Below are 17,791 nucleotides of genomic sequence, written 5' to 3' on the forward strand. Positions count from 1 at the left end.
ATATGATCCGTTACGAGATAATGTATCTAAAAATGTTGGATAGGTTTTTCGATTCAGATCACTCGTTACTATGCAGTACTTATGATTCGCCGGATCAGTTTCGACGTTTGATCTCTCAGATCCTTGAACGGCATTTCCTTGGCGATCAGGACAGAATCAAAGTTGCGCGGAAAACACTTAAAGAATGGGCTGACCTGCAACTGATTGATAAAGACTATTTTGATTGTTTCAAAGGTACACCAAGAGCATCGTGGTTTGCTCACCATTATATTTTTGAATACCCAGTATTACCTGTAGGGCTGACACTTGGTGGGTTGGGGAATGACGTCGGTTGTTCAGGAAGTTTTAATTCTCTTTTAATGGATAATAATATCTTCACAAATCTTGATTTCCCTGATTTGAATATCGACCTGGGCGATATCGATTGGGACCTGATCACCAATCCACAGGCCACAGCTTCGAAAAAACCGAAACGTGTTTTCTCTCGATTTTATCTGAACGCGGGAGCAAGTACCTATCTGTACAACCCCACTCCGGTAACTGAGCGTGAACTGATCAACGGTATAATGAGGTACATTGATGAAGCTCCATGCTCCCTTGGAGATAAGATCTCTTATTTCAAAAAGCTGCATGATCGGTGGCTTGAGCAATACGATTTTTTTCTGACAGACTTTGACTGGATGTCCCGCGATGATGAAACTCAGCTAGTATATCTCTGGGACTATCTTAAAGGAAAAAAACGAATAGCAGGCTATCTTCGCCCATATAACACGTCTATGCGTTATGACATGATTATTGCGGCTATAGATGTGTGGAATGTCCAGCCTGAAGAGAAGCTGGAGTTTATTGAGAAGATGAAACATGCATGGCAGGCATCAAAATCTTATCGGCGATCCGCTAAATAGCTTTATGATCTCAGTGGTTTGTTCATCTGATTTCTCTGTATTGTTATGTATCTGAATCGACCAAGGTTCTATAGCTACCTTTCTCTTGTCCCGTTATGTACAGAGCACATAGTCGAGGTATGGAAATTAGAACGTTTACTTCTGGCTCGAAGCGGACAAGCTAACTGAGCTAAAGGTCCGCTGAGAGCGAGGAGCGGAAGTTGATCGCAGTCAAATGACTAGCTAAGTCGTAGCGATACACTATCTAGATCTCAGTTATTTTGGTGTATTGTTAAATCTTACAAGTGGTTATCTGCCCCGGGAAGTAGGAATGCATCAGAAATACGTTTTTGTTAACACAGTTCCACCTGCGGAAGATTTTTGCCGTTTACGCGTCACTTCCGGAAGGTAACAGCTGAATGTCTGATGAACAGGAAACAAGACTAGAAACCGCCCTGCAACGGGCGGCCGACCATCCGGCAGAACGGCCGGAGTTTTACCGGACACTGATGGCCTCATCGCTGTATGTCCTCGGAACTTCCGGCGGGGAAGCCGTTGATGACCATGTCGATCTGAAAGCGGGAGATCATATATCAATACATCACTGGGAAAAGCCGGACGGCACAACAGTTATCCCGGTGTTCAGCTCTCTTGTTGCCCTGCAGCGTGCCATCGAGGTCGAAAGCAAATACCTGAAACTGCCGGCGGGAGATTTTTTCAAAATGACGCAAGGGCAAGGGGTGTTCCTGAATCCCCGGTCAGACTACGGCAAGGAGTTCGTGCCGGAGGAAATAGAATCGCTGCTGGCGGAAGGCACCGGCCGAATGCCACAGTCCCGGGTGGTGGAGGAAAAAACAAAGGTATTCCTCGGTGAGCCGGCGGTGATGCCGGACAGGATGCTGATAGAGCTCTCTGCCTTTTTTGCAAAATACCCGGGGGTCAGGCGCGCTTACTTGGCGCTGATGCACGACCCCGCGGTCGATGAAAGGCCTCACTACCTGGTGGCCGTGGACCTGACCGGCGAAGTGGAAAAGGTGATGCGAGGTGCAGGCCTAGTGGCAGGGGATGCGTCGCCGGACGGGCAACCGGTGGATTTGCTCCGCCTGGGTCAGAACAGTGGCGGGTTGGAATCGCATATCACCACGCAGTTTAAGCCGTTTTATGTCCGCAGTATTAAGCAAAGGCTGCTGGCCATGTTTGAGCGTTAACGCCAGGCGCGCCAGAATGATCCTTCCTGCCGCAATGGTGATTTGGGTTATCATTTCGCCGTTCTGACTAGTTCCCCGTTTATTAACTTAGACTGATTTAGCAACTTCCGCTCCTGGCACTAAACGGACATCTTTCAGCCCTGGACTGCACAACTTCCTTTACGTATTAATCTGAAATTCCAAATAATTTCAGATAGATATTATCTCCGTGAATCCCCGCTTTCCTGACTGGAACTCGGGGTTTTTTATTTTTCACGCTGAGACTACTGTATGAATAAACCTGATGGCCTTCAGGCCCTTGAACAACCGCTCGCGTCGCTTCCGCATACGCTTCGCCAGCTTATTCTTGAACGTATCCAGAACCTGACCCATTACGAGCCGGTGATTGGCATCATGGGCAAAAGTGGTACAGGTAAATCCTCTCTTTGCAACGAACTTTTCCGGGGTGAGGTGTCCCCGGTGAGTGACGTGAACTCCTGTACTCGCGACGTACTGCGCTTCCGGTTGCGTAGCGGTCGTCACAGTCTGGTGGTTGTCGATTTACCGGGGGTAGGTGAAAACGGGCGGCGGGATCATGAGTACCGGGCCCTGTACCGTCGTATGCTGCCGGAGCTGGATCTGGTGCTATGGGTCATTAAGGCCGATGATCGGGCACTGACCGTGGACGAGCAGTTCTGGCACGGTGTGATGCAACCTTATTGGCAAAAGGTACTGTTTGTGATTAACCAGGCCGACAAAATCGAACCCTGTCATGAATGGGATACCCTCACCAGTAAACCTTCACCGCACCAACAGGGAAATCTTAAAGCGAAGCAGGCTGCGATTATGGCGATGTTTAAACCGCATCATCCGGTCTGTGTGGTGTCCGCCAGCACTGGATGGGGCATTGAGGAGATGGTGGTAAACATGATGCGCTGTCTGCCTGACCGCGCCACCAGCCCGGTGGTGACACAATTGCAAGGGAGACTCTGCACAGAGCCGGTAAAGTCGCAGGCCCGTGACAGTTTCGGTGAAGCTGTGAGCCGGGTTTTCGATACCGCAGAATCATCTTCGTTCCTGTCTGCACCATTGAAAACTGTGATTCGTAGCGTGCGTGATGCGGTGGTGTCGGTCGCTCTGGCTGTCTGGGACTGGATATTCTTCTGATATCGCAATTTTCTCTGCGAATAATTAACTGGTTGTTAATGATGTGTTGATTTTGGACATGTCCTGTCCACTGAGTTTTACCAACAATTAAATCAGACGAAGTTTCATTATCTGCCAGACGAGCGCCCACAAGCCCTGACTGCTCATAAAAAATAGTTCCGATGTTGTCCACACCCTGTCCACCCCTTCCTTTAAAGTAATCATCATTAATTCAGAGAGTTAACTGCTCAGGAGAAATCTTACATGACGCTTCAGGAGCGGCGACATGACCGGCTTGCCGTCAGGTTGTCGTTAATTATCAGCCGCCTGGTGTCCGGTGAAACGCTGTTTATTCGCAAGCTGGCAACTGAATTCGGGGTGTCAGAGCGCACGTTACGTCGTGACTTTCGGGAACGTCTGATGTATCTCGACCTGGATTACTACCAGGGGCAGTGCAGTCTGCGCTCAGATATTCACAGTACGCGGCAGGAAATAGATATTCTGACCTTTGCTCACCGCACGGGGTTGGCCGGGGTTTTCCCGGGCTTTGACCGGCGACTGGTCAGCAGCCTGCTGGACTGTGATGAGCGACCCTGTCTGGTATGGCACCAGGGCAGACCTCATCCCCCGGCAGGAAAGCTTTGCTTCTACAGGCTGGTCAGAGCTATTTCGGGATGTCAGCGCATCACCATTCTGACTGAAGGGGAGCGTCATGAGGCCGTTGCACCTTACCGCTTAATTGCTCTGGACGGTTACTGGTATCTGGTCGCTGAACATAACAGGCAATTACGAGTCTTCCGGCTGGATGAGATTCATCTCGTAAGGCCATCCCGTGAAACATTTATTCGCAGTGAGCTTCTCCATCAGCTGTCGGAGGACAAACATTTTATCTCTGCCTTACCTCATTTCCGTTTTATTCAGCAGTCGCTGAATTCATTTTCTCCATCAGATAGTCGGGGGCAATCCGGACAAACTGATTAGAGATTGTCTCCATAACTGAATGTAAGGTTAATCTAATGAAAGAACTGAAATTGTTGTCTTTATTGCCAATCATGTTGTTCCCCTTACTTATCGCAGGTAATGCTCACGCAGCACGTCCTTATAGCGGGTTCCTGCCTGCGGCAGTGAATAATAAGAGTGGGAATATATTCTGGTGTGATGCCCACCGACAGGTCAGAAAACTGTGTACAGCGACGGAAGTGGATTCAATGGGATGGTTTATTGTTGTTCGCTCGAAACCTTCCAGAGATTGTCCGGGCGGCATTTGGGGGTGGATCACTCCCAGTAAAGACGATGTGGCAACAGGGTATACCATTACGCCAGGTAAAGAATTCAATCTCACCATGAAGGATATGTGCAGTTCCGATATGAAAGTAACGTTCCGCCCGAATAAAAAGGACCCTCGTTATGACGATCTCGTAGGGATTTATGCCGGGAAAGAAGCGTTTCGCTACAAACAAATAAAATAATTCAACTGTTTTTTCATTACTTTATTGTTTTAAACAACTAAAGCTTTATTACATGATTTGAGGACAATATTATGCGACTGCCTTACGTAATAGTTACATTAGCTATGCTGGCTTCTGTGTCAACAGCACAGGCTATTCCCAATATGTGGACGAGTGGTTTTGGGATGGGCGTGACGGAATACATTATCAGTAGCCCTGAGAAGGTGATTTTTAACCTCAACTGTACTGGTAATCCCGATGAACAGAACATTCTGCAGCATGGCGTATTAGTAACCCTGCCCAATGGTACGATGCTGGATTCTCATGACGACGGGACGGAAATAACGGTCGTCATGGATAACAGTCAGTTCCCATTACCTTCATCCCTCGGCTGGAGGAATGGCGATAATGCCTGGGTGTCATTTATTGACACACTGGGGCAGGCAGCAGATTTCGATGTTTATGTCAGCGATAAAAAAGTAGGCACTTTCAGTCCGGGTCTGAAGAATACGCAAAAAGAGCTGTCTGACCTCAGTGAGTGCCGGACCACACACTACAGCGATTAGTTACTTACATTTCAGACCTCTCCACCCCGCGACACACCAACACCAGATGCCAACAGGCCATGTTCCTTCGGGAACATGGCCTTTTTGTTTTTATTTCATTATCAAATAAGGAGTTAGCTATGCGATTAGCCAGCCGCTTTGGTCGTATAAACCAGATACGCCGTGACCGGCCTCTGACCCACGAAGAGCTGATGAGTCATGTCCCCAGCGTGTTCGGGAGTGACAAACATGAATCTCGTTCAGACCGTTATACCTACATCCCGACCATCACCATCCTGGAAAGCCTGCAGCGTGAAGGCTTTGAGCCGTTCTTTGCCTGCCAGACAAAAGTTCGCGACCAGAGCAAGCGGGAGCACACCAAACACATGCTTCGCCTGCGTCGTGCCGGGCAACTTACCGGGCATCAGGTACCGGAAATCATTCTACTTAACAGTCATGACGGCTCATCAAGCTACCAGATGCTGCCGGGGCTATTTCGTGGCGTCTGTACCAACGGCCTGGTCTGCGGCCAGTCATTCGGCGAAGTGCGAGTACCGCATAAAGGCAATGTCGTCGAGAAGGTGATTGAAGGGGCTTACGAAGTGCTCGGTGTGTTTGACCGGGTTGAGGAGAAGCGCGATGCAATGCAGTCACTGGCACTGCCAGAACCAGCCCGTCACGCACTGGCAAATGCCGCACTGAAGTATCGATTTGGTGAGGAGCACCAGCCGGTCACGGTATCGCAGTTGCTGACCCCTCGCCGCCGGGAGGACTACAGCGATGACCTGTGGACCGTATACCAGCGCGTACAAGAGAACCTGATGAAAGGCGGATTGTCAGGGCGAACAGCTCAGGGGAAAAGCAGCCGCACCCGTGCTGTTACCGGTATTGATGGCGATGTGAAGCTCAATCGCGCCCTGTGGGTAATGGCAGAAAACATGCTCGATTTTTTCGGGCGTTAAACAACAGTTCCGGCATAAGGAGATAGTTTAATGAATACACAAAACCTTCAGTTCGCTGAGCAGGCAGCAATTACTGCCTCAGTCGTCCCTGACGAGTTACGAATTGGTTTCTGGCCGCAGCACTTTGGCTCTATCCCGCAATGGATAACGCTTGAGCCTCAAATCTTTGCCTGGATGGACCGCCTGTGTATCGATTATCACGGCGGTATCTGGAACTTTTCGACGCTCAGCAACGGCGGCGCTTTTATGGCTCCCGAGTCAGATCACGATGAGAAGTGGACATTGTTCAACAGCATGAACGGCAATGGCGCAGAGCTTACCAGTGAAGCTGCAGGGATGGTCTCCTGCCTGATGGCATACAGCCACCATGCCTGCCGTACCGAATGTGACGCGATGACTGAGCACTATTATCGCTTACGCGACTACGCGCTGAACCATCCAGAGTGCAGCGCCATTATGCATCTCATCGACTGAGGAATACCTGACATGAATACCGCATTATCCCCGGTGTCAACGCAGCCTGAACTCTTTCCACTGGCGATTATGGCCCCGCATGGTTATTTGCTCCCTGCGACCTCCGGATTAACCCCCTATGCCCAACGGACCATCCGCCGGGCTATCAACCTGCTGGATAAATATCTGCGCCAGCCTGGAATAGCCTTTACCTCAAGTACTGCTGCCCGTGACTGGCTTCGGTTACAGTTGGCAGGACAAGAACGGGAAGTGTTTATGGTGCTCTATCTCGATAACCAGCATCGTTTACTGGAGAGTGAAACGCTATTTGCCGGTTCGATTAACCATGTGCAGGTCCATCCCCGTGAGGTAGTGAAATCAGCGCTTCGTTTCAATGCTGCGGCCGTTGTGTTGGCGCATAACCATCCATCCGGTGATCCGGAGCCCAGCCAATGTGACAGCAACATTACGGGCAGGCTTAAAGAAGCGCTGGCACTGGTTGATGTGAACACACTCGATCATCTGGTTATCGGTTCAGATGGAATTGTGTCGTTTGCAGAGCGAGGCTGGATATGAGGGCACTTCAATGAAATCTACTGACTCAGAGAACGATTCATTTCTAAAGTGGGGTCTGAATCGTAATGTGACGCCTTGCTTTGGTGCTCGTCTGGTACAGGAGGGAAACCGGCTGCACTATCTGGCTGACCGGGCCAGCATTACCGGTGAATTCAATAATGCAGAATCTTTGAAGTTGGATGAAGTATTCCCACTTTTTATCAGCCAGATGGAGTCGATGCTAACTACTGATGAAATGAATTCTCGCCATGCCCACTGTTTCACCCTGTACCACAATGGTTTCACCTGCGAAGCCGATACCCTTGGCAGTTGCGGCTACGTATACATCGCCGTTTACCCCACTCACCGTTAACTACTTTCACAAGAGCAAATATGAAAACTCTGCCTGCAACAACTCCGCAGGCGGCGACGCTATGTCTGTCGCCCGTGGCAGTCTGGCAAATGCTGCTTGCACGCCTGCTGGAACAGCATTATGGCCTGACACTTAACGACACGCCGTTCTGCGATGAAACTGTTATTAAGGAACATATTGATGCCGGTATCACTCTGGTTAATGCCGTTAACTTTTTGGTGGAGAAATATGAGTTGGTTCGGATCGATCGCAAAGGTTTTACCTCACAGGAGCAAGCATCATATTTGACCGTGACAGACATACTTCATGCCAGAAGAGCTTGCGGACTGATGACTCGTTTTTCTTACCGGGAAGTAAGTAATATAGTTCTTAGCCGATCGCGGTAGTGAGAAAGACTTCAGGAGCCGAGAATATTTGCACGGTCTGTGAAAAAATTGGTGATATTGGAGACTCGGTGAAAGGCTCATCGAGTTGCATGAAAAACAAGGTGGGGGCACGAAAGGGGGCATTTATAAAGATGAAACAAGAAAATATATATATTTATCAATGGTTGTATGGGTTGTGTTGTGTTCCTATTATCGCACCACTCTAAAACCTCCATTTGCCATCCCTCACCAATATACTCAACGCGCTGTCACTTCCCGACATCCATTTTTACTACTCTGGACATTCTGAGTCATGCCCGGACTAAAAGGCTTAAAAAGAAATATACGTTTCAGACCGATCCTTTTCTTATAAAAAGACGATAAAATTTACGTTTTTATAAATAGATAAACTTTTGGGATTCGCAGGGACATTACTCTGCCGGAGACGGAATACCAAACTGGATTAGCTTGAGAATGTAAAGCTTGAAGGCTTTGCTAATATAAAGCGCCATTTACCATTAACTAAATCCATATAAACTAAAATCACTAATCTGCTTTGCCAATGATTTCCTCGCATTTCGAATGCTCTTTTGCGAGCATCGCCTCCGTGTATAAAGGATCTAATTCATACTGGATCCGTGCTGCGTTCAGCTTTCTCCATGCTGATATATATGCATTGCCCTTGGTTCCTGATTTCATAAATGTAATGACGGCTGTGGCAATAGCGACGAAAACAGGCAGCATTGTAGACCCAGCGTGACTATTTTGCGCAATCACTGCTGAGCCGATACTCGCTGATAAACCAAGGCTATAGTGTGTAATATTCCAAAACCAGAATGCCCACCACCATACTTTAAGTTGCTTTGTTATCTGTTCTGGAGCTGTTCTTTCATTTGCCATTTTAATCAGCCTCCGTAATAAAAATATTCACGGATGAAAATAGTACTTTCAGGTGATTGAAAATTAATGGCGATAAAATACGCCTGTCTACATATAACACTTTCACAAGAAACACCATTAATATATAGATAAAACAGCGCCATTTTTGCAAATGGCACTGTTTTAATTTTTCAGCATTTTGATCAAATACCTTTATCCCGGCATCACGCCGTCATAAACGCATCCAGATCATCCACATTTTTAATGATTTTATCGTCTTCAACGCCATGTGCTTGTGCAAGCGTGATGCTCGCTTCCAGCAACTGACGGTTATTTTCGACATTAAAGGCAGCCGCCGTCAGTTCACCCAGGGCGGCAAATTCGGACAAGATACGGTTAAGCACCTGTTGTTCAAGAGCATTTAACCGGCGGGCAAACTCATCCATGCGAGCCTGCAACGCCTGACGCGTTTTACCGTCCAGGCTTTTGGCCACGGTGACCATAAACTTCCCGGAAATCGAACCAATAAGCGCTCCCAGTACCGGCACAGGGATCAACGCCTGTCCCGCGACGGTCATGGCGCCGACGATGGCCGACTCCGCGCAGACGATAAGCCCAAGGTCGGTGAACTCATTAAGATCGATCTCCCCGCGCTGATAAGAGAGAGCAAGGCTTGCCACACCTTTGGTCGCGGTGACCAGCGCGCTGGCAAAGGGCGCTCCCATCGACGCGTAGTTGGTCAGGGTATAGATAGCCCCAGCGGATACGCCACCGACAGCTGCACCTTTCAACGAATCCAGCCCAACGTCCTGCCAGTCCTGGGCATCAAAGTCGCCACTGAAGATATTTTTGCCGTCTCGGTATTTGCGGTATATCCCGGTACCTAGCGCAAAGGCGCCACCCACCGCGGCCCCCATCGCCGTTGCGCGCATTCCTTCGGCCAGCGAAGGCTGATGATCATCGATGATCTCAGCGCGTTTCGTGTCGTTCTGTCTGGCAAGCTCCTGATCGTGCTTGTCGAGCGTCTCGTCGATTTTACCCAGCTGCACATCCTTGTAGTCAGAGACCCCCGGACGCACGACGTCGGCAAAAGGACGTTGCGTTTGCCTTTCAATTTCAGCGACTTTTGCTTTAATGGCCTCAATTGTGCTCGATTTAAGTCCTTCAACGGGTTTGCCGTCGAGAACGTCCTGAATCTCCTGCCAGGTATCTTTCGGAATATGGTAGAACGCCCCATCCTTGCCGAAATTGGGGTAGGCTTCCATGTGCTTCAGGACATGCACCAGGTTATTGTTGGTGCCGTTAATGAATTTGGACTGAACGTCCAGGCCATCAATCAGATAATCTTGCGATGCGGTGCGGCCCACTCCCTCAAACGTGGCGCGAAAGGTCGAGGCATCCTGTAGTCTCTCTTCAATAGCCTGCTCAGAATTGCGCACGGCCACCTCAACCTGCTCGGCGATTTCGCCATGTTTGGTGCTCATGCTGCCGAGAATATTGCCCGGCGAGGCGACAAATTCACGCACCTTCTGCATCTGTTCACGAGCCAGCTCAAACGCAATATCCTGCTGAGAGAGCGTTAAAGTCTCATCGTCAATACGCGCCTGGTTGAGGGCATTTACCGCACTGCCGATGAGCTGATCGCCCATCGGAGTATGACTTTTCATCCCGTCCATCACTGGATTTTCTTGTTGATCAGTTTTGACAAGGCATTGATATGGTTAACCAATGCACTCAGCTGCTCTTTCTGATGGGTATTGAACTGGCTGTAATCGCGCGGTGCGGTCTTTTCCAGTACATCCACGATACCCTCAGTGCCCTGATAATGTTCAGAGGTCAGCGTTTTCAACTCCTCGGCGCTGCGTTCCACGATGCGCAGTTTTGAGGTTTGCGAACGCACTTCACGCTCTTCGGTCTGAGCCTGGTCGATGATTTTGCCGTTTTTACGACGTGCCAGTAAGGTGCCGCCCGCGATACCCACCGCACCGATCCCCCAACCAACCGGGCCTGCGAGCGCCAGCAGCGCACTTCCCGCAGACATCCCGCCACCGCCTGCTGCCAGCGCACCGCCACCCAGCCAGGCCAGGGCGGCATTGGTTGCCGCAGCGCCGCTCAGGGTGGCGATTGCCGTTCCGGTAGAGGCCGTGCCGAAGGTGGTAGCAATCGCAAGTGCCGCAGTAGGGGCAAACGCCGCGACGCCTGCACCCACGGCAACACCCGCCGCGGCGGTACCTTTACCCACGTGAGAGGCGCGATACTCTTCTTCCAGCTTTTCGACCACATCGTCGAACTCGGCAATTTCCGCTTTCAGCTCGCTCCAGGATTTATCGAACTCTTTTGGCGTATTCGCCAGACGGTTAACGAAGTGCTCGCCACGCGCAATCAGGTCTTTGCTGCACTTCTGGCGCAGTAAAAACAGGTCGGTGATAGCTGTCTGGGTATCCGTTGCCTGTGATTCATAACGCGTTCTGGCTCGGGAAAGGCTCTCTAATGCTTCTTTTCTTTCTGTTCCGCGTAACATGATTTATTCCTGCTCTGTGTGGTCTAAATGTGTCCCGTTACCCTGCGATCCCATTTCCGCCATTTGCTGAGTCAGCTTCTGGATAAAATGGTGTTGCAGGCTAACCGGAGAAATAATGGTGAGATTCGGAAACCAGTATCGAAGTAACGGAAATAGCTGGTTTTCATGCGCCATCTCGGTCTGCACAATCACGTCGCCGTTCGGTTCTTGTCGTAGGATTTTTTGCGCGGGCAGCACGCTGCGGCGCTGGAAGTAGTAACTGACTTCTGCCGCAATTTTGATTTGCACCGTCTGCTTATCCAGGGAAAACCACACGTCATCTTCTTCGGCGAAATATTTCGCGATGTGCGGCTCTGGGGTGAAATGCTCAGATCGCAGATTCAGCCAGCGGATTTTACTGAGCTGATATCCCTTCACGTTGCCGTTCTCGACAGCACCGAGATACCACACGCCTTTAATATTAATAAGCTGATAAGGGGCAACGGTGCGCAGCGTATTTTTATAGTGGAATTCGCAGATACTGTTCTGGCGAATGGCTTTATCAAACAGACTGAAATTATTTTCCAGTGCACGTTTAGCGTCGGGATCGCCGGGCAGAGTACGGATGCTGAGTGAGGTTAAATCAGGCTTGAGAATGAGCTTATTGGCAGGAATTAGCTCCTCCATGCCCAACAGGCTGATAAGGTTCTGCAACTCTTTGAGGGTCTGGGGCCTGGCATACGCGGGGGACAGTCTGTAAATACCGTTACCATCATGAATGATTCGATCGCCCAGGCGATTAAGATCACGATACAGCGTACGCTCGCTGATATTAAATTCATCCAGCAATTTCTGGCGTGAGACATAACCGTACTGATATAGCGCCGAAATAATGACGGTTATCCGTTGGACCATGACCTCGTGTCCGCTCATGCGTGCTCCCCTGACAATTTTTCCTTAAGGTTACAGTCGCTTCCTGACAGGTCATGTCAGAAAGAACCTGGCGGAGTTAATTGCCGCCTGGAGATCAGGTATCGGCAACGCGGAGGTATTTCTTAAGGAAAATTATCGAGAGTGGTCAATATGTTGCTTTTAATGCCCCTGATAATGGCAAGCTCAATATTTCGCTGAGAAAGCGAGAGAAAAGAGCGGTTTTTACGCAGGCTTCGTATTCAACCAACGCGCATACTCACCCGGCCACGCAACCGTTTCTGTTCCCTGTCGGCCCATACCAAAGCCATGTCCACCTGTTGGGTAGCGATGCAGCTCTGCCGGGACATGGTTGGCCATACAGGCGTCATACATGATCAGTGAGTTGTGAGGATCGGAAAGCGGGTCGTCTTTCGCCTGCACAATAAAACAGGGCGGCGTATCGGGTGAGACAAAGTTCTGTACCGACCACGCAGCTTCTTCTGCGGCGCTGGCGTGTGGCCCAACCAGAATTTTGTGGGTTGAAGTATGGGTGTACGGTTTTTCGAGCGTAATAACCGGGTAAATTAGCGCGGCACAATCGGGCCTGGCCGTTTGCTCATCAATCTCGTCCCGGGCGGTATAAGTGCGAAAGTCTGGCCGCGTAGCCGCCATACCCATCAGATGCCCGCCTGCGGAGAACCCGAGCACGCTGACCTGTTTCTCCCGCTGGCGGATAATGCGCAGCGCCCGCTGGGCATCCTGTAAGGCCACCCGATCCCCGTCGTGCCAACCCTCAGCGGGCAGGCGATAGGTGAGGATATACGCCGTATAGCCACGAGCGACCAGCCAGTGCGCGGCGGGCAGAGCTTCTTTACCGGTCTGGATTTGTTTATAGCCGCCGCCTGCGGCAATCAGCACGCCATGCCCGTTGGGCGCGGGTGGCGCCAGTACGCTAAGGCTCGGTACCGCAATGTGTCGTATTGCGCCAGAAGGTGAAGCAATCCGCTGCCCTGTAGGCCCGCCGCCGCCCGGCGGTGTGCCGTTCCAGAGTGGGATTTCCGTAAACTGTTGTGGTGCGATAGCGGAAAAAGCCCGGTGGGGGAGGGCAACGGCGGCCGCTAATCCCATCAAAAAGTGGCGACGGTTCATGCAGGGTTCTCCTGAAGACGCTCAGCCAGTCTCCAGCATCCCAAAACTGACAATGCGGGCACGGCCAAGCTCTTTCGCGCGGTACAGCGCCACGTCTGCTGCGCGCAGCAGGCTGTCGCTTTGGGCATGTTGCGGATAACTGGCGATGCCGATAGAGACATCCACCGGGCCAATTTCAGAAAGCCCGTAACGCAGCGACAGCTCATGCACGGAATTGAAAATATCCGTTGCGCAGGCCTGGGCCACTTCTTCATTCGCCCCGGACAAGATCGCCAGAAACTCTTCCCCGCCATAGCGGAAGGCCATCCCACCGTCATGCACGGCGCGTTGAACAATTGAAGCCACGCTATTTATCACCTGATCTCCCGCCTCATGGCCAAAGCGGTCATTAATGCTCTTGAAGTGGTCAATATCGATCATCAGACAACTTACCGGCTCGTGGTTGCGCATGGCCTGCGCCACCTGCGTGCGCAGCGTGTCTTCCAGATGATGACGGTTGCGTAAGCCCGTGAGGGGGTCGAACAACGCTTTTTCAAGCAGCGCATCGCGCAGTCGCTGGTTTGCCAGCGCCAGCCCAAGCGCTTCAGCCATCAGCTCAAGATACGCCCGGGAAGGGGCGGTTTCCGGGGTGATGTTCTGGAAAGAGAGCAAGCCAATGGCCTCGCCCTGGGCGATAAGCGGCACGCACAGCGTGTTATTCAGGCTGGACTCCGGCAAATGATAGCAGGAGATATCCGGCTCGCCGTTTACCGGCGGGTGACTCTGACCGCGACGCACGGCCCAGCATTCGTCCGGGTGGAACGGTGTATTTTTGCCCTCAGGTGACAGCCATTCGGCCACGCAGCGCATCTGCCATGGATCGCGATCGAGGATGTATAACCGCCCGGCGATGCCCGGCGCAATATTGGGCGCGAACAACTCCGCGACGTTAATCACATCGGCGAAATTTTCACAGCCTTGTAGCCGCTGCGTCATGCGCGCCAGCAGTTCACGGATGGCCCAGTCGGCATCACGCTCTTTTTCCAGCCGTTGTCGGGCCAGGCCGTTTTCACGGAATATGCGGATGGCCTGCGCCATATCGCCAATCTCATCAATCTGGTTAAAGTTAGGCGTTTCGACGGCGTAATCCTGAGACGCCAGGCGATGCACCACATCGCTCAGACGCACAACCGGGCGCAGCACGCGGCGCTTTAAGATGAACCCGAGCACAAACAAAAACAGCAGGGCGGTGGTGCCTACCATGATTTCAGACAGCGTGCGCAGGGTTTTGGATGTTTTGGTGGCATCCTCGACGGCGGTGCGGGCACGCTTGTCCAGCAGCAAGCGGAAATGGTCAATCTGGTTCTGAACGCGATCCAGCTCCTGCTCATATTGCCCGCCGTACAACAGCGCAACGGCCTGGGGGGCTTCATCGCGCGCCACGCTGGCTATCGCTGATTGCTGCTCGTCCTGTAGCTCATCAATTATCTTTAACCCTTCATGCAATAACGCCAGCTCCTCCCCTGTCGCCCCATTGTCTTTCAGCCGGGACAGCCGGGTCTCGATGGACTGTAACGACCCCTCTTTCTGGCGATATTCACTGAGTATTTGCGGCTCTTTTTTGACGACATACAGCCGGGCTAAGTCGGATAACGCCCAGGCATCGGTTTCAACATCCTCAGTGAGTTGATCAAAAACCTGTCGCTGCAGGACGGCCTGACGCTCGACAGTGTCTGCGTTTGAAGCCATCAGCATGACGATGCCAGAGGCGATGGTCAGGCATACCGTTGCACCGTATGCCCAGTTAGTGATCGTGGCAATTCTCACCGGTTAGATCCTTTTACGACTTAAGTGGGATAGCATCTTTAAAAATTATAGAAAACGGCTGATTTCTCGCGAAAAAAAAGACGGCGCAAAGCCGTCTGGTGTGATTGTTATCGTCAATACACTATAAATCTGGAGGGTTTTTCCCTTCTTCAATAAAGTCAGGATCCAGCTCCTCGGCGTTACCTTCATGATCGCGGCCGGAGAAGAGATTCCAGCAGGCAAGAAACAGAGCGGCAATCAGTGGGCCAATGACAAAACCGTTGATGCCGTAAAGCTCCATACCGCCAAGTGTCGAGATAAGGATCAGATAGTCCGGCATTTTGGTGTCTTTGCCGACCAGCAACGGGCGCAGAATGTTATCCACCAGCCCGACGATAATCACAAAGAAACCAACAATAAACAGCCCTTGCCACAGCTGATGGGTGGCAAACAGGAAGATAGCGGCGGGCACCCAGACAATGGCCGACCCCACGGCAGGCACAAGGGAAAGGAATGCCATCAGTGCCCCCCACAGCACGCTGCCATCAATACCCGCAATCGCAAATGCAATTCCGCCAAGCGTACCCTGAACCACCGCCACAACCGCTGTGCCTTTCACCGTGGCGCGCGATACGCCGACGAATTTGGCGAACAGATGTTGTTTGGCAAAATCTGACAGTGGCAGGGAATCCAGGATCTGCCGTACCAGGTACGGCCCGTCTTTGAGCAGGAAAAACAGCAGATACAACATAATGCCGAAGCTGATAGCAAAGCCGAATGTACCTTTGCCGATCAGAAATGCGCTCCCTGCCAGATACTGCCCGCCCTGCAAAGCCACATCAGAGAGCTTTTTCTGAATTTGCGCTGCGTTATCCAGATTATGATCGGCGAGGAAGCCGCTGGCCCAGCCCGGCAGGTGGGCAAACAGGCTGGCAACCACTTCCGGGAACTGCGTGTTGTTTTGCTGAAGCTTGGTGTACACCACGTTCAGCTCAATGGCGAGTGACGAGAGGATCACCATCAGTGGAATAAAGACGATCAGGCAAATCAGGCCAATGGTCAGAAGCGACGCCAGTCCGTTACGATCGCCCAGCGCGGCGCGCAGCTTGTTTTTTACCGGGTTAAAGATGATGGTCAGGATCGCGGCCCAGAGGATCGCAGAGAAGTAAGGTGACAGCACATCGAAGAAGGCCCAGGTGACAAGGGCGAGAATGAAAAGAAAGAAACCTTTGGTCAGTCCGTTAAATCGCATCAGTTGATCCTGTAACTAAGAAACAGTGTCGACTATAGAACCGTTTACGGGATTTACCAATAATTGTGCGGCAGGAGAATTATGAATACCACTCATAACCACAGGTTTACCTTTTGCGCTGACCCTGAGCGATGGCACGCCGTGGATAATGGCGTGGATCATCGCGTTGTTTGCCGCTATCGCCATGCTGCTGGCGCAGAAAAAACAGTCAGATATCCTCAAACAGCGAGCTGACCAGCGCAATATGCGCCTTCACGCCCACTGCCAGCGCGGCCTCATCAATACGGAAGTGCGGGTTGTGGACGTTCCACACCGCGCCTTTCTCCTGATTACCGCAGCCGATAAACAGGAACGAGCCGGGGATTTTCTCCTGATAAGAGGAGAAGTCCTCGCTGCCAAACAGGGCGCGGTCGGCAAGTTGCAGGGTATCGCCGCCAAAGTGTTCGGCAATCGCCGCTCTGGCGATGGCATTGGTGTCGGCATGATTGTTGCCGACGGCATAACCTTGCTGCCAGCGGATCTCAGCGCGTGCGCCGTGGGCACTTACCACGCCGTCAATAATGCGCTGCATCAGCTGCGGTACCTGCTCGCGCACCTGCTGGTTATGGGTACGCACGGTTCCCGCCAGACGGGCGCTGTCCGGGATAACGTTATAGCTATCACCCGCCTGGAAGGTGGCAATGGTCAGCACCGGGGCGTTGATGGGGTCGAGATTACGCGCCACCACGTTTTGCAGGGCGCTGACCACTTCAGCACCGATAACCACCGGATCAATACAAAACTGCGGCATCGAGCCGTGGCCGCCCTGGCCATAAATGGTGATATCGAAGTTGTCGCTGGAGGCGACGTACACCCCTTCTTTCAGCGTGATTTTGCCGGTAGGGCTGGTCGGGAAGACGTGCAGGCCAAAGATCTTCTCCACATCGTCGACGACGCCTTTTTCTACCAGCTCACGCGCGCCGCCCGGCGGCACTTCTTCGGCTGGCTGGAAGATAAACTTGATGCTGCCGTGCAGCTGGCTGCGCAGATGGCAAAGAACTTTCGCCGCGCCCATCAGCATCGCAGTGTGCGCATCGTGGCCGCAGGCGTGCATCACGCCAGGTCTGGTTGAGCTGAACGTCTCGCCGCTCTCTTCCAGCAGCGGCAGGGCGTCGATATCCGCACGTAGCGCCCACATTGGGCCAGGTTTGTCACCGTGCAGTACGGCAATGACGCTGTTCTCTACCGGGCGGCTCAGCTCCAGCTCCGGCAGGGCTGCCAGCTCACGGGCGATATAATCAGCCGTCGGTTTCTCCTGAAAAGAGAGGTCCGGGTTGGCATGAATATGTCTGCGCCAGCGGATCACATCTTCATTGACGTCGCGGATAAGGTTTTCAATCGTACTTTTCATCACAGT

Annotated in this window: 19 protein-coding genes; 11 read left to right on the forward strand and 8 right to left on the reverse strand. The window is 51.8% G+C overall.

What is annotated here, in order from left to right; translation table 11 throughout:
* The first annotated feature begins 2 nt into the window (after positions 1-2).
* The 11 genes from ACS603_RS22425 to ACS603_RS22475 all read left to right on the forward strand — a co-directional run bounded on the left by ACS603_RS22425 (position 3) and on the right by ACS603_RS22475 (position 7,939).
* Entirely contained in the window at positions 3-905 is a 903-nt protein-coding gene (locus ACS603_RS22425) for a hypothetical protein (protein WP_474944946.1), read from the forward strand.
* A 398-nt stretch (positions 906-1,303) separates the two neighbouring features.
* Positions 1,304-2,092, forward strand: coding sequence for an enhanced serine sensitivity protein SseB C-terminal domain-containing protein (locus ACS603_RS22430; protein ID WP_474944947.1), 789 nt, complete (start codon positions 1,304-1,306; stop codon positions 2,090-2,092).
* Between the two features lie 270 nt (positions 2,093-2,362).
* On the forward strand, positions 2,363-3,238 hold the full coding sequence (locus ACS603_RS22435) for a GTPase family protein (RefSeq protein WP_474944948.1): 876 nt from the start codon (positions 2,363-2,365) through the stop codon (positions 3,236-3,238).
* A gap of 243 nt (positions 3,239-3,481) precedes the next feature.
* Complete coding sequence (locus ACS603_RS22440) at positions 3,482-4,198, forward strand: helix-turn-helix transcriptional regulator (RefSeq protein ID WP_474944949.1); 717 nt, start codon at positions 3,482-3,484, stop codon at positions 4,196-4,198.
* Positions 4,199-4,233: 35 nt separating this feature from the next.
* The gene (locus tag ACS603_RS22445; protein ID WP_474944950.1) at positions 4,234-4,686 is read left to right on the forward strand and encodes a hypothetical protein; all 453 of its coding nucleotides are present in this window, start codon (positions 4,234-4,236) and stop codon (positions 4,684-4,686) included.
* A gap of 71 nt (positions 4,687-4,757) precedes the next feature.
* The gene (locus ACS603_RS22450) at positions 4,758-5,231 is read left to right on the forward strand and encodes a hypothetical protein (protein ID WP_474944951.1); all 474 of its coding nucleotides are present in this window, start codon (positions 4,758-4,760) and stop codon (positions 5,229-5,231) included.
* 119 nt (positions 5,232-5,350) lie between these two features.
* Positions 5,351-6,172, forward strand: coding sequence for a DUF932 domain-containing protein (locus ACS603_RS22455; RefSeq protein ID WP_474944952.1), 822 nt, complete (start codon positions 5,351-5,353; stop codon positions 6,170-6,172).
* Positions 6,173-6,202: 30 nt separating this feature from the next.
* The gene (locus ACS603_RS22460; RefSeq protein ID WP_474944953.1) at positions 6,203-6,646 is read left to right on the forward strand and encodes an antirestriction protein; all 444 of its coding nucleotides are present in this window, start codon (positions 6,203-6,205) and stop codon (positions 6,644-6,646) included.
* A 12-nt stretch (positions 6,647-6,658) separates the two neighbouring features.
* Entirely contained in the window at positions 6,659-7,201 is a 543-nt protein-coding gene (gene radC, locus ACS603_RS22465; protein WP_474944954.1) for a RadC family protein, read from the forward strand.
* Between the two features lie 10 nt (positions 7,202-7,211).
* Positions 7,212-7,553, forward strand: coding sequence for a type IV toxin-antitoxin system YeeU family antitoxin (locus ACS603_RS22470; protein WP_474944955.1), 342 nt, complete (start codon positions 7,212-7,214; stop codon positions 7,551-7,553).
* Positions 7,554-7,573: 20 nt separating this feature from the next.
* Positions 7,574-7,939, forward strand: a complete 366-nt coding sequence (locus ACS603_RS22475) for a TA system toxin CbtA family protein (RefSeq protein WP_474944956.1) — start codon at positions 7,574-7,576, stop codon at positions 7,937-7,939.
* Between the two features lie 525 nt (positions 7,940-8,464).
* Here the strand turns inward: ACS603_RS22475 and ACS603_RS22480 are convergent.
* From ACS603_RS22480 to ACS603_RS22515, 8 genes are all read right to left on the reverse strand, one after another.
* Positions 8,465-8,818 carry a hypothetical protein gene (locus ACS603_RS22480; RefSeq protein ID WP_474944957.1) on the reverse strand — a complete coding sequence of 118 codons (354 nt, stop codon included), beginning with the start codon at positions 8,816-8,818 and terminating at the stop codon, positions 8,465-8,467.
* A gap of 203 nt (positions 8,819-9,021) precedes the next feature.
* On the reverse strand, positions 9,022-10,464 hold the full coding sequence (locus ACS603_RS22485) for a hypothetical protein (protein WP_474944958.1): 1,443 nt from the start codon (positions 10,462-10,464) through the stop codon (positions 9,022-9,024).
* Between the two features lie 8 nt (positions 10,465-10,472).
* Positions 10,473-11,318 (reverse strand): hypothetical protein, encoded by an 846-nt coding sequence (locus ACS603_RS22490; protein WP_315687974.1) that lies wholly within the window; start codon positions 11,316-11,318, stop codon positions 10,473-10,475.
* A 3-nt stretch (positions 11,319-11,321) separates the two neighbouring features.
* The gene (locus ACS603_RS22495) at positions 11,322-12,230 is read right to left on the reverse strand and encodes a helix-turn-helix transcriptional regulator (protein ID WP_315687975.1); all 909 of its coding nucleotides are present in this window, start codon (positions 12,228-12,230) and stop codon (positions 11,322-11,324) included.
* Positions 12,231-12,452: 222 nt separating this feature from the next.
* Positions 12,453-13,358 carry an alpha/beta hydrolase gene (locus ACS603_RS22500; RefSeq protein ID WP_474944959.1) on the reverse strand — a complete coding sequence of 302 codons (906 nt, stop codon included), beginning with the start codon at positions 13,356-13,358 and terminating at the stop codon, positions 12,453-12,455.
* Between the two features lie 21 nt (positions 13,359-13,379).
* A complete protein-coding gene (locus ACS603_RS22505) occupies positions 13,380-15,164 on the reverse strand; it encodes a GGDEF domain-containing protein (protein ID WP_474944960.1) in 1,785 nt (594 codons plus the stop codon).
* Between the two features lie 121 nt (positions 15,165-15,285).
* A complete protein-coding gene (locus tag ACS603_RS22510) occupies positions 15,286-16,395 on the reverse strand; it encodes an AI-2E family transporter (RefSeq protein WP_315687978.1) in 1,110 nt (369 codons plus the stop codon).
* A gap of 208 nt (positions 16,396-16,603) precedes the next feature.
* Positions 16,604-17,785 carry an amidohydrolase gene (locus tag ACS603_RS22515; RefSeq protein ID WP_315687979.1) on the reverse strand — a complete coding sequence of 394 codons (1,182 nt, stop codon included), beginning with the start codon at positions 17,783-17,785 and terminating at the stop codon, positions 16,604-16,606.
* Positions 17,786-17,791 lie beyond the last annotated feature (6 nt).

Source organism: Enterobacter sp. Li2LvB3 (assembly GCF_056156645.1).